Here is a 13,631-nt window from a genome sequence, read left to right as displayed (position 1 = left end):
AGCTATAAAAATGTCAAATACAGGAACTAAAATATTCTATGTCGAAGATGAGCCTTTTTTAGGAAAAATCGTCAAAGAAAGTCTCGAAAGTAGATATTTTGAAGTAAAAATGGTGACTGACGGCCGTTTTGCTTTAAAAGAATTTATGCAATTTAAACCTGATATTTGTGTACTTGATGTCATGCTTCCAAACAAAGATGGCTATACAATTGGGAATGAAATCAGGCAGCAAAATTCGGCTATGCCTATCATTTTTTTGACTGCTAAAACGCAAACAGAAGATGTATTAAAGGGTTTTCAGTCGGGCGGAAATGACTATATTAGAAAGCCATTTAGCATGGAAGAATTGATTGTTAGAATCAATAATTTGTTAAGTTTAGCCAATAAAAAAACGATTTCACAAGGGATGAGTGTTCAATTAGGCGAATACGAATTTTTTCCTCAAAAATACGAACTTATATTTCAAGAAAACATAAAAAAACTTTCTTATAGAGAAGCTGAGTTATTAAAAATTTTCACCGAAAATCGTAATTTCACCATCAGTCGAAAGGAAGTTTTGATGAAAATTTGGGGTGATGATTCATTTTTCAATTCTCGCAATTTGGATGTTTATATCACTAAATTGCGAGAATATCTAAAAAATGACCCTTCAATCAAACTTACTACTCTCAAAGGTGTTGGGTATCATTTTTCAGTAGGAATTGATTAAAATTTTTCATTATTTCTCCCAAGTATTTGTGATCATCTCAGACCACCATTGGCTCACTTTATCATTTGTCTGAATGCGAGAATCGCCCCAATAAGTACCTGATTTTGTCAAAGTCCACTTGGTTTGTTCGTCCCAATTTTGGTTGATATAGGCGACAATTTTAATGGTTTGCTTATTTTTTTCGATAAACTCAAAGAAAGGTTTATACCACTCATTCCATATTTGCAAAGGTGTAAGTTTTACTATATTTTCACCAGCAATTCCATCCCAATAGGGGCCAATATTTTTCCTGTAAAGTCCGCTTAGGTTATAGCCCTGAGGAGTAGCTTCACAAATCATCACAGGCTTACTTTTGTAATTGGCAAAATAAATCATTTCATTGGCTAAACTTCTTTGGCTACGTTTATACACTACATTGGTGCTATTAGCATACTTCGGAGCAGTTTTTGTTCCTGCCAAAAACCAAGAAAGTCCACAAAAATCGACATATTTATCGCCTGGATACCAATCACCTATATTTTCGATTTTATTTTCCATAATATCATCTATAGGAGAGGTACAAGCCTGCCAAACTGAAAGCCAATTTCGATTGGTTTTAGTTTTTTCATAATTAACCCTTAAAATATCATGAATCCTTTGAAAAGCTACAATATATCTACGGCGGTCTTCGTAAGCTTTATTCCATTGCCCATCAAATTCATACCCAATTCTGAGATAAAACTTCACATTTGGATAAGTTTTCAGAAAATCAGCCAATTCATTGATTTTTGCATCATAAAGGCCATTGACAAGGTTTTGTATTTCTAATTCATTATTCATCCAAACCCCAATAGCCATATTAAAAGGGATATTTTTATTATATCGCTTTAGGCAATTATCATCCAAAATATTCTTGACACAATTCGAGCCAGCACCATTATCCACAGGCTTTTTTAGACCTTCTAACTTGAAAATATCAATGTATTGTGTCAAACCAACAGGTTGAGGAAAATTACGGTAGGTGAGACAATCATCATTTTTTTCGATATGAAAATAATGATAAATCGCATCTTCATCTTGCCCAATGAAAAGACTTTGGGCATTTACATGTAGGCAAATCAATAGAGCAAAAAAACTTAAAGTAACTGTTTTCTGTAAAGACATTTCTAATTTTGGAGCTTAATTCTTAACAATTTTAAATGTTTTCGAGAAGTTTTCATAGTTAATTTTTAATAAAAAATTCCCTTCCCCTACTCTTTTCAATTCATTTTCGATTAATGGCTTCATTTCTTGCCAAAAACCCTCTTTTTCAAGCAATATAACTCCATTTGTTTGAAAAAGAGCCATTTTTATTTTCCGATTTGTTATTTCATTTATCGGGAAAATATCAATTGAAGCATTCGTTGGATTAGGGAAAATTACTAAAGGAGAAGTTTCTGGCGAAATACTCAAGGGCTCTGGTTCTGAGCCTGAACATTTGGGTCTTATTTTTTTTTCAAAAGTAGAACTTAGCCCTTCTGAATCAGTCACAGTAAGTGAGACTTTGTAAAAATAGGTTTGAGCATCACAAGGAACAGTTCCTAAAATCGCCTCGCCACTTGATTTATAGAAACTTGTAATCAGATGCACATGGTCATCATGGTAAAGCATTACTGACCACACATAATTTATTTGAGTTTGTTCAGCATCGCTGACTTGAGCATTGAGTATTATTGGAAAATCTTTCAAATTATCAAAAGAATCTATCTTATCAATACTTGTACTTTGGATGACAGGTGGTGAATTATCTACAAAAACCCTCAGTGTTTTTGTAGCTGTTAGTCCTGCTGCATCAGTTACTTTTACAATGGCATAATAGGTAGCAGAAACGCCTTTCGACTCATAAATATGTTCAGGATTAGCATCATTTGAAGTTTTCCCATCACCAAAGTCCCATTCATATTTTAAAGATGTACCTTCTGGATCGCTTGATTGGTCTGCTTTAAAATTTACTTTCAAAGGAGATTTTCCATAAATGGGTGTTGCTGTTTGTACAATATTAGGTTTACGATTAGCATTGGGATTGTATGACAATCGTCTTATTTCCTGAATATTTGGGTAAAAATAATTAGTATAATAAATCGCTCCATCTTTAGGGTTAATAGCCAAACAAGTAGGATGTACCTCATCCACAAAATCAATGACTTCAACTGGATTATTTTTCTCATCAAATTTAAAGGCTTTTATCCAACCTTCATAATCGGCATGATAATATAAGTTTTGGTATTCTCTTGGAAACTGTGAATAATTGTACCAAAGCCCCCCAATAGATGCAATTCCATTAAACGAATTACCTTTGAATTGTGGCGAATTTACAGCAAAAGGTTCACCATTAATCAAGCCTTGTGCCACCGTTCCACGCCAATCAATGACTGGCTTTTGAAAAGTAGCTGGAGCAGCATAAGGGGAATTTTGATATGATTTATTGACAAAATCAATACCTTCATAAGTTGGCCAACCAAAATTTTGCCCACCTTTGGTGACAATATTAATTTCCTCACGATGAAACCAACCCACATCACCTAAGAATATCATTCCAGGATTTCCATCGCTTACTTTGCTACTTCCTGTATTAGGTTTAATTGAAAAACGGAATGGATTTCTTAGCCCTATACTCCAAATCCGTGATTTGGCAGAGCGAGGATTGTTGCTTTCAAAATATGGATTTGAGGCAATTCCATCACCAGTGTTTGGGTCAATTCGCAAGATTTTACCTGATAATGAGTTTAAAGATTGGCTTTTAAAGGCATTGATATTTTGATCAGCACTTATAAAACCTAATTTGATAGCTTCTTGAAACCATGCGTTTTGTGAATCATCTACCACTCCTTCGGTGGCAACGGCACCATCACCGACGGTGGCCAAAAGTGTTCCATCAGCAGCAAAAACCAATGAACCTACGCCATGATTATCAACCAAAATGGGAATACCTGTAGTAGCAGATTCACCAACTAATATTTTTCTTGAAGTAGAATCAATTGTTTTAAAATCTTTGCTGGCAATGAGTGTATATCGGGTAATTCGCCCAATAGTATTCTGAAACGGGCTATCATCATCAGGATTATATGAAGGTTTTCCAAAAAACAATACATGGTGGCGTTTAGCGGCGTACATCAAATAAACATAGCCATTTTTCTGAAAATTAGGGTCAAGAGCAAAACCATTGAGTCCATGGTCGCCATAATTGAGTACTTCTTCCGAAATATCAATAATGGGAAGCTTTTGTTTTATCCCATTTTCGACAATAAAAACTTTACCACTTTTTTCCCAAACATACATTCTTCCATTGGCATCAAAGGTGAGACCGGTTGGTGAATTCCATTCATTTGAGATTACCTCATCAATAAATCCAGAAGGTTGTGCTTGGCTTATTAAACCAAAAAATATCAATAAAATTGTTAATTTTAGCCACAGCGTTGTCATATTTTTCATATCAGTTGTCATTGGGATTTCCAAAACAAAAATAAATATTATCTCGCCAAAAGGTTAAGATTCAAAAAATTATTGAACCATTAAATCATTTTATTTTTGACGCAAAGCAGGTTTAATAGATATGTAGATCGTTTATGTGGAAATTTAGAAAAAATAAATACACTCGGGTCAAATTATTTCCTCAACTCGAACGCATTTGCACAAAGAACTGTTATTTTTGAACGCCTATTTTACTTTCACAATATGTCTGAAATTATATTCGATTATAAAGCCGAATTATCCAAACTTCCCGAAGAACCAGGGGTTTATCGTTATTTTGATGAAACAGGTGAAGTGATTTACGTTGGAAAAGCCAAAAATTTAAAAAATAGAGTTAGCAGTTATTTCTATAACTTCAATCGACACGACCGTAAAACTCGCCGTTTGGTTATTTGTATTCGCAAATTAGAATTCACCATCGTACCTACCGAATTTGATGCTCTTTTACTCGAAAATACGCTCATAAAAAAATACCAACCTCGTTTCAATATTTTGCTAAGAGACGATAAAATGTATCCTTATGTGTGTGTCACCAATGAGCGTTTTCCACGAGTAATCACTACACGAAGGATTGAAGATAAAACAAAAGGTAAGCTTTATGGCCCGTTTGTCAATTCAAAAGCCATGTATGCTTTGCTTGAAATGTTCAGTCAATTATACACCATTCGCACTTGTATCTTGAATCTTTCGGAAGAGAATGTTGCCTCCAAAAAATACAAAATTTGCTTAGAATACCATATTGGTAACTGTAAAGGACCTTGCGAAAACCGTCAGTCGGAAGAAGAATACAACAAAGAGATAGAGCAAGTACATAATATTTTACGAGGTAGTCTTGCCCCTGCCAAGCAATATTTTGTGCAACGAATGCAAGAATCAGCTCAAAAATTGGCTTTTGAAGATGCCCATCAATTTAAATTAAAATTAGATTTCTTACAAAACTACCAAAGTAAGGCAACTGTTGTTAATCCAGCAATCAAAGATTTGGATGTTTTTAGTATAGTTTCTGACGAAAATTCGGCTTATATCAATTATCTCAAAGTCATCAATGGTACAATTACGCAAAGCCAAACGCTTGAAGTAAAAAAGAAGTTAGATGAAACAGAAGAAGAAATTTTAACGATGCTTATCATTGAGCTTCGTCAGAAATATGAAAGTGAATCGAAGGAAATCGTATCAAATATTCCATTAGATATTGATATGAAAGCTGAAATTGCGGTACCTCAAATCGGAGATAAGCGAAAACTAATGGATATGTCATTGAAAAATGTGATGTATTTCCAAAGAGAAAAAGCAGAACGTGAGGCAATTGCAGCAAGCGGAGCAACCAATAAACGAGACAGAGTATTGGTTAAGTTGAAACAAGATTTACAACTAAAAACCATTCCACGCCACATCGAGTGTTTTGATAACTCGAATATTCAAGGGACTAATCCTGTTTCGGCGATGGTATGTTTCATTAATGGTCAACCATCAGTTCGAGATTATAGACATTATATTCCTAAAACAGTAGAAGGTCCCAATGATTTTGCGACAATGAAAGAAGTAGTTGGCAGGCGTTATGCTCGACTTTTGGAAGAAAAAGCCGATTTACCTGACCTTATCATCATTGATGGTGGCAAAGGGCAACTTTCAGCAGCTTGCGAAGCACTCAAAGAACTTAACATTTATGGACAAGTCCCAATTGTGGGCATTGCCAAACGTTTGGAAGAAATCTATTTTCCTGAGGATACATTGCCCTTGTACATAGACAAAAAATCAGAATCGTTGAAACTCATCCAACGCTGCCGAGATGAAGCTCACCGTTTTGGTATCACTCATCATCGAGATAGAAGAAGTAAGAATTTTTTAATTAGTAGCCTTGAAAGTGCCGATGGCATTGGCAAACTCACAGCGACAAAGGTTTTGAAACAATTCAAAACTATTTCAAATATAAAAAATGCTCCAGAAGAAGAACTTATTCAATTGATTGGTAAAGACAAAACACATCGAATCAAAGAGTTTCTTGAGAAAGAAAGTTGATCATTTTTTCTCAATCCAAATTTGCTTGGTTTCTTCAAAAGTATCATTGAGTATTTTAACAAAATATTTACCTTCATTTAAAAATGACAAATCTACTACACGACGCTCGGTGAGAGCAGGGATAGGAGCTGAATAAACAATTTGTCCTTTTAAAGAGTAAACTATTAATGTAAAATCTGATACATCGCTTTTTGCTTCAAACATTACAAGACCATCAGGTGAAGGATTTGGATAAATGATAACATTTTCAATACTAACATCTGGAATAAAAGAAAATGCACCTGAAAGATTCGAGCGACATGTAATACTTTTGTTATCAGCCAGCGTATAGTTTTTGATTGAAGATACAGTAAAAAAACTTGCTTGGGTTGCTTTCAAAAAAGCTGTCTTATTTGGAGAAAGTACACCATCTTTTTTCCACTCATAACTTAAATTGAGCAATTCTGTTTTTTGTTTTGCTTGAAGTGTAAACGCTCCTACTTGGGTTATTTCTGGCGTCTCAGGTCGTGCTTTAATTGAAAATATGGCTGGGTCTGAACTCACTGAAATACATCCATTTTCGTCTTTTGCCTTCACCGTTATACTATAATCCCCTGCTTTATTAATCGAAATAACAGGTCCTATTTCATTGTTACTCCATGTATTTTCTTTTGTACTTGTCGAGGCCAGTGTGATAGAATTGCCTTCACAAATCACATTATCACTTTGATAAATTACTGGCTTTCCAGGAGGGATAAGTGACTGCGTAACTACTGAATTAGACTCCTGCGAACCACATCCAATAGCATTGATACCACGAACCGTAAATGTGCCTGATGTTTTTACAGAAATTTGCTTTTGTGTTTCACCGGTACTCCATAAAAAAGAGTTAAAATCAGGTGAATCTGTCAATAAATCTGTACTAGTCCCCTCACAGAAAAAAGCACTTTTCTTAGGAAAAGCAAAAGGAATTTTGGTTGGAAAAGCATTCTTTACATCAATACTGGAAGTAAAAAAGTAATTTCCAGTTTGGTCACGAGCAAGGCAGCTATACACGCCGTTAGCAGCAGTAAGAGTAGTTGCATTTGTATTATTCGACCATTGCAAAGATGTATAATTTGAAGGTAAACTTAACGTAACTTTATCGAATGTAGCACAAGTAGCTTTCAAAGCCAAAATAGGTGCTGCTGAAAAAGGAACAGATTGATTGAAAAAGGTATCATTTAGTTTTTTATCCCATGCTTTTGCTAAATCAGTGATGCCAGCATTATTAGAAGATAAATTTTGAAAATGAACACCTTCGGTTCGAGGAACTTGTATCGAGTCAGTATATGGTCCTTCAAAAATGCCATCTGCCGGATTAATTAGTCTATTTTGTGCTTTAATAATAGCAGGACTTGTCTGGTCAAATTTTGTTAGCGAAGTACGAGCAATGACCCAGCTAAGTTTTTTTCCAGAATCGGCTCTACTTTTATCAATTACTTTTTTTAATGCCGTTGCATAGTAATCCTCTGTCGTTTTCAAGTCCAATTCTGACTCACCTTGACACCATAAAACAGCACGCATTCCTAATTGCGATACATAATACTGCAAGGTGGTTCTTATATAAGAATAAGGTGTTTCATGAGGATAAGTAAATAAAAAACCTGGGTGTATTGTTGGAACTCCTATAGAGCTACTGTACCAATTTTCAATTGAAGACCCTTCATAGGCCGCATTAAAGAACATTATAGGAACATTAAGTCGCTTAGCTAAGAGGTCACCTAATTCACCCCAGCACCATGGTCCTTGCCCACGTGGAGCGATTGATGAGTTTGTTTCTAAATGAGAAAAAGCTTTAAAAGGTGGAAGGTCATCTAAAAAATCAATTTTTTGGTAATCAAAACAATTAACACGGTCATCAATTGAAGGTTTTTCACCAAAATTACGTTTTCCTTCAGCATTTGACTGTCCTGTAATTAGAAATACTTCGCCGATACCTACCCTATCTACAATTGGTTGAGCAACTATTACCCCGTTTTTCCAGCCTCTCACTTGCAACTGATACCATCCACCTGTACCTTTGATAGTACCTACAAAAGTTCCATTCTCTGGTTTGTCAGTTAATATTACCCAATCAGTAGCTGTACCTTGACCTTGTTTGATAGGTACTAGCCTTGCCTCAATTTTTTCGAGGACATCATCATAGTTCCCAGAGATGTAAATAGCAGATGAGTTTTTATTATCTCTTTGAAATACACTTCTTGATAACGGTAAATTGATTGTTATTTGAGAAAAACTTGTAAAGGCAATCAATAATAATAGAATGGTAATGCTTGGTTTTCGCATTGTCAGCAGAATTCTTTGGTTAAGTGAGAAATCAACATCAAACAATTTGTTTCGTTGATAATTATATACCTTGCAAAACATCTTGCTAAGTGAATAATTTATATCATTGGGTACTTAAAATATCTGCAAAAATAACGAGTAAAAAGCAAAATAAAAAATCCTCTCAGATAAGGTTTATCTGAGAGGACTTATAATTTCATACATTTGCTACTTACTACCTCTAAAATCAACTCTTATCGCACCATGACAAGGACGAGAACCGTCAGGTAACGAACTTGGTTGTGCTTGAATGTGAGCTGGAAAAGCGTCAATTCTACCCGTACATGAAGTCCCAGAATTAGATATTATTGTAACATTTTCAATAAACCAATTCAATGACTGTTGTGGCAATAAGGTCCCAGTCCATTTTGCAGTAAAAGTTTCACCAGCTTGATAGTAATCTTTATCAAGAATCACATTTTCATTGTTTTCTGGACAATTGATAGGAGCATTATCATGCTCACAGGTACTGGTATATCCTTGATAACTAAAGTCTTCATATCCATCCCTTGATACCGTCAATACAAAATAGGCATTTCCATTATCTGGAATATTATTTTTCGTAATAAGTGTATTCCCAGAAAAATTAAATTCAATTTTAGGACTAAGATTTTGAATAGACATCCGGTATTGTGATAAGTCCGAATTAGGAGTAAAAGGCAAAAATTTAAATTTCATGCCACCTTCTCTACATTCATTGGCTATTTTTATCTGAATTGGACGGCTCTCAGTTGCTGAAATATCATTGCATCCACTCAAATTAAATTCTAATACACTTCCCAATTCTGAATCAAAACCTGAAGTAATATCGATGCTTTTACCAGCTCCATAGTGAATAGAAGAATTTTTAGTTACTTTATCTGAGGTACTCACTGTTTCAGAGGCAAGTATATCAGTATTGGTAGCTATGAAATCCTTATCGGTTGTAATATTTGCCTGACAACTATAATTGAGTTTTACCAACCATATATCATGGCTATCTTGTTCATGATAATGATTACCTGATACATCCCCATCAAAAGATTGGGTGGTACCAATTGTAACAAATGTACCATCTTCGCTTTCAACCAATCCATTCCCTTCATCATCAGCCGAACCACCAGCCGTTTTTTCCCAAATAAGATCAAAATTGCTTGTCACTTTCATCACAACTACATCATAACTTGCAAAATTATTATTGGCTATTCGTCCACGATCAGTGATATTTCCATTGGATGATTTGGTTGACCCTGTGATTGCAAAGTTACCATCTTGCGTAGGTATTAAATCATTTAATACATCATTCCCTGAACCTCCTAAAATTTTTCTTTTTTGAAAATCTCCACTCGAATTGAGCTTAAACAACCAAATATTTCCTTCATAATTGTTTGGAAAATCACCACTTATGGGATTATCAAAGTCATTATTCATTGAATTAGAAGTAATTCCAACAATTAAATCCCCATTCGATAAGGCTACTATCTTACGAGCTTCGTCACTTTGACTTCCCCCATAAGTTTTTTTCCATGAGACATTCAATGAAGCATCCATCTTCACCGCCAAAATATCTTTCCCACCCTTATTTGGACTAATTTCAGCATCATTAGAAGTGGTACTACCAACAATCACATACCCCCCATCAGAAGTTTGTTTAATATCGGAAGCTATTTCATCCCCACTACCACCGATACATTTTTTTGAAATGATATTTCCATTATCTTGGTTTAGCTTTGCGACCCACAAATCACGATTAAAGCCAACAGTATTTTTATTAGAGTTTACTAAATCTCCATCCAATGAAGTTGTGTAACTCAATAATAATAAATTATTATCACCAGTCTGAATAATCTTTACAGGTATATCTTCACCCGAACCTCCCAAAACCTTAAACCAAACCATTCTGCCCTCACTATTGAGCTTAACGACTAAATTATCATAAAAACCTTGTCCTTTCTGCTCAGCTATCTGACGGCCATTGGTAGCATTAAATCTTAGTTTCTGTAAATTGTTTACTCTTCCTAATACAATAAAACCACCGTCGGTACTTTGAATAATATCTATCCCTTTGAAGCCAGTATAGGACTGATCATCAAAGATGGTTGTTTCCCATATCAGGTCACCTTTCCTATTTATGTTAGATATCCAAATGGTTTCAAAGCCGTCTAAGGCTTTTTTTCCAACGGCTGCATAGTTACCGTTGGAGATGGATATAATTTTACTCCCTTCATCAGCATACCAGCCATTCCATCCATAGCACTTTTGCCATTCGATAATAGTTGGCAAACCCTGAGCATTAGAATGCAAACTGCCTATCAGCATTAATACAAATGCTATAATTTGAGCGTTTCTTTTTTTCCTAAACATCTTAAAAACAAATTGATAGTATGATTGCACAAATCATTCATATAGCGAACCGAATACATAAAATCTTTGCACAAAATCAGTGCCAAAAGCAATCATAGACCGAAGAATACCCGAAGGAATAACGGAGAAGAACTTAAAAAACAATTTTAATTAGTAGTTTAAGGCAAGCACGAATTTTAAATAATTTACAAATGTAACGCACTAAGCGTTAAATAATTGGATAAAAGAGATTAAAATTGGCTTAAATCTTTTTTTAAGAGCCAATCTCAATCTCTTTTTTATAAATGCAGCGATATGATATTTTAATGCAGTTTTTTTGTAACTAATTCTCCCTTATGATTTAAGAGAAATGACTTCTTTTATATCTCTAATTATTTTATCAGCAAGGTTTGAGGCAGTCGTTTCAAATTCTGATTCTGCATAAATTCTAATAATAGGTTCTGTATTTGATTTACGCAAATGCACCCACTCTTTTTCAAAATTTACTTTCACACCATCTTCGGTATTGACTGGATAGCGGTCATATTTCGCTTTGATTTCATTCAGTACCTCATCCACATTCAAATCAGCCGTTAACTCCACTTTCTTTTTAGCGATATGATAATTAGGGTATGTATTACGTAAAAACCCTATTGTTTTACCAAATTTGGCTAAATGGCTTAAAAATAAAGCTATACCAACCAATGCGTCACGCCCATAATGGAATTCAGGGTAGATGATCCCCCCATTTCCTTCTCCTCCAATAATGGCTTTGACTTCTTTCATTTTTGTTACGACATTCACTTCGCCCACAGCAGCTGAAAAATATTCACCTCCTGCCTTCAATGTCACATCTTTCAATGCCAATGTAGAAGAAAGATTTGAAACGGTTGTTAAGCCTTTTTTCTTTTTTGTGTTGCTCAAAATATAATCTGCAACAGCAACCAAAGTATATTCTTCGCCAAAAGGCTCGCCATCTTCGCTAATAAATGCCAATCTATCAACATCAGGGTCAACAACGATACCTAAATCATAGCTACCTTTACGAAGTTCGCTCGATATTTCTCTTAAATTTTCTGGTAGTGGCTCTGGATTATGAGCAAAAATCCCAGTTGGTTCACAGTTAATTTTCTTGATTTCATTTACTCCTAAAGCCTCCAACAACAACGGTACTGCTATACCACCTGTTGAATTTACTGCATCAATACAAATCTTGAAATTAGCTTTTGCAATGGCTGCTTTATCAACCAATGGCAAAGCCAAAATCATTTCAATGTGCTTCTTGATATAAGTATCATTGGCCTCAACTTTACCTAAGTTTTTTACATCAGCAAAATCAAAATCCTCATTATCAACCATTTGCAATAATTCTTCTCCATCAGCTCCTGAAATAAACTCTCCTTTTTCGTTGAGTAATTTAAGAGCATTCCATTGTATCGGATTATGGCTGGCTGTAAGAATGATACCACCTAAAGCATCTTCAAGTGGAACTGCAATTTCGACTGTAGGCGTAGTAGAAAGTCCCAAATCTATTACATGAAAACCAATACCTACAAGTGTCGAAGAAACTAAATCAGAAACCATTTTCCCTGATAAACGAGCATCTCTACCAAGCACAACTCTCAAAGTTTTTTTACTATTTTTCTTCTTGAGCCAAGAACCATAAGCAGCAGTAAATTTCACAACATCTAATGGAGTAAGGGCTTCACCACTTTTACCTCCAATAGTTCCTCTAATACCCGAAATTGATTTTATCAGCGTCACTTTAAATAAGTTTTGGATTAATTTGACTCGACAAAGATATAAAAAAACATCATATAATTTACAGTTTGATATTTTGATTGGATGTTATGAGCTAATTTTCAAAGCAAGAAAAAACAATTTTATATGCTCAAACATCTGATAATCATACGATTATAACCCTGTTTTTGTGAATAATACATTAGGCTAAAACATTGATAATTTTAATATTAAAAAAAAATCAAACTACTCACACACAATCGCTCATACCTTGTAAAATACTGGTATTATTTCTGATAAATGATGCGTAAATTTGTATAAAATGATTCCAAATGTAAACACAATCACCTTTCTCAATGTTTAGAAATTATCTCAAAATATTTTTTATTTTCATACTCATTGTCGCTTCGATTTTTCTTTGGGAAAAACTAAAAACTTTTAGCCTTTTTTCAGTTAAAGAAGTAAAAACAACGCATAATATGGTATTAAAAGAAATGAGTCTTTTAGGAAAATTGGAGTTAGCCAATTTTGCATTTCGGGATATTGTAGAGCAAGAATTGGTAAGAGATTATTTGCCTAATCCAAAGGCAATTTTAATTGTTCAAGGAGAAGCCATCGGATGTATTGATTTATCTAAAGTAAAAGCTGAAGATATTTCTTCCAAAAATGATACGCTCATTATTCACTTACCCGACCCCGAACTATGCAGCTATAAAATTGACCATAGTAAATCCAAAATTTATGATACGGAATATGCCTTTATGAACGAACAGTCGCTCATGAATGAAGCTTATACACGTGCAGAAGACAAAATCAGAGAATCAGCATTAGAAATGGGAATATTAGAACAAACCAAAAAGAATGCCAATTTAGTTTTAAAGCCTCTTTTAGAAAATGTCTCTGGAAAAAAAGTAGTATTCCAATATCGCTTAAAAGCTACCCTTGAAAGGCTGAAATAATTTGGTTATTTGTGACTGGAAAACTGGTTACTAAGCAATCGGTTACT

The 13,631-nt window shown here is 34.5% G+C and carries 8 protein-coding genes; 3 read left to right on the top strand and 5 right to left on the bottom strand.

Features of this window, described 5'->3' with window-relative positions; all coding sequences use genetic code 11:
- The first annotated feature begins 10 nt into the window (after positions 1-10).
- Positions 11-709, top strand: a complete 699-nt coding sequence (locus ACQUQZ_RS06295) for a response regulator transcription factor (RefSeq protein WP_435353950.1) — start codon at positions 11-13, stop codon at positions 707-709.
- Between the two features lie 9 nt (positions 710-718).
- On the opposite strand, the gene ACQUQZ_RS06290 is transcribed toward ACQUQZ_RS06295, so the two are convergent.
- On the bottom strand, positions 719-1,852 hold the full coding sequence (locus ACQUQZ_RS06290; protein WP_435353948.1) for a hypothetical protein: 1,134 nt from the start codon (positions 1,850-1,852) through the stop codon (positions 719-721).
- A 15-nt stretch (positions 1,853-1,867) separates the two neighbouring features.
- Complete coding sequence (locus ACQUQZ_RS06285) at positions 1,868-4,159, bottom strand: PQQ-dependent sugar dehydrogenase (protein ID WP_435353946.1); 2,292 nt, start codon at positions 4,157-4,159, stop codon at positions 1,868-1,870.
- A gap of 243 nt (positions 4,160-4,402) precedes the next feature.
- Between ACQUQZ_RS06285 and uvrC the strand changes: the two genes are divergently transcribed.
- The gene (uvrC, locus tag ACQUQZ_RS06280) at positions 4,403-6,217 is read left to right on the top strand and encodes an excinuclease ABC subunit UvrC (protein ID WP_435353945.1); all 1,815 of its coding nucleotides are present in this window, start codon (positions 4,403-4,405) and stop codon (positions 6,215-6,217) included.
- On the opposite strand, the gene ACQUQZ_RS06275 is transcribed toward uvrC, so the two are convergent.
- The 3 genes from ACQUQZ_RS06275 to glmM all read right to left on the bottom strand — a co-directional run bounded on the left by ACQUQZ_RS06275 (position 6,218) and on the right by glmM (position 12,649).
- Positions 6,218-8,524: a sialate O-acetylesterase gene (locus tag ACQUQZ_RS06275; RefSeq protein ID WP_435353943.1), complete on the bottom strand. Its 2,307-nt coding sequence runs from the start codon at positions 8,522-8,524 to the stop codon at positions 6,218-6,220. It abuts the gene before it with no gap.
- A 207-nt stretch (positions 8,525-8,731) separates the two neighbouring features.
- A complete protein-coding gene (locus ACQUQZ_RS06270) occupies positions 8,732-10,906 on the bottom strand; it encodes a 3-coathanger stack domain-containing protein (protein WP_435353942.1) in 2,175 nt (724 codons plus the stop codon).
- A 333-nt stretch (positions 10,907-11,239) separates the two neighbouring features.
- Positions 11,240-12,649 carry a phosphoglucosamine mutase gene (glmM, locus tag ACQUQZ_RS06265; RefSeq protein ID WP_435353941.1) on the bottom strand — a complete coding sequence of 470 codons (1,410 nt, stop codon included), beginning with the start codon at positions 12,647-12,649 and terminating at the stop codon, positions 11,240-11,242.
- A 332-nt stretch (positions 12,650-12,981) separates the two neighbouring features.
- On the opposite strand from glmM, the gene ACQUQZ_RS06260 reads away from it, so the two are divergent.
- Entirely contained in the window at positions 12,982-13,584 is a 603-nt protein-coding gene (locus ACQUQZ_RS06260; RefSeq protein ID WP_435353940.1) for a DUF4230 domain-containing protein, read from the top strand.
- The last annotated feature ends 47 nt before the right edge of the window (positions 13,585-13,631 follow it).

The organism is Emticicia sp. SJ17W-69 (assembly GCF_051209875.1).
Lineage (GTDB): Bacteria > Bacteroidota > Bacteroidia > Cytophagales > Spirosomataceae > Emticicia.
This window is presented reverse-complemented; position numbering and strand designations above follow the sequence as displayed.

Coding starts and splice junctions, on each gene's coding strand:
- ACQUQZ_RS06275 (WP_435353943.1), bottom strand. CDS start 8,524: ATGCGAAAACCAAGCATTACCATTCTATTATTATTGATTGCCTTTACA.
- ACQUQZ_RS06260 (WP_435353940.1), top strand. CDS start 12,982: ATGTTTAGAAATTATCTCAAAATATTTTTTATTTTCATACTCATTGTC.
- uvrC (WP_435353945.1), top strand. CDS start 4,403: ATGTCTGAAATTATATTCGATTATAAAGCCGAATTATCCAAACTTCCC.
- ACQUQZ_RS06270 (WP_435353942.1), bottom strand. CDS start 10,906: ATGTTTAGGAAAAAAAGAAACGCTCAAATTATAGCATTTGTATTAATG.
- ACQUQZ_RS06290 (WP_435353948.1), bottom strand. CDS start 1,852: ATGTCTTTACAGAAAACAGTTACTTTAAGTTTTTTTGCTCTATTGATT.
- ACQUQZ_RS06285 (WP_435353946.1), bottom strand. CDS start 4,159: ATGAAAAATATGACAACGCTGTGGCTAAAATTAACAATTTTATTGATA.
- ACQUQZ_RS06295 (WP_435353950.1), top strand. CDS start 11: ATGTCAAATACAGGAACTAAAATATTCTATGTCGAAGATGAGCCTTTT.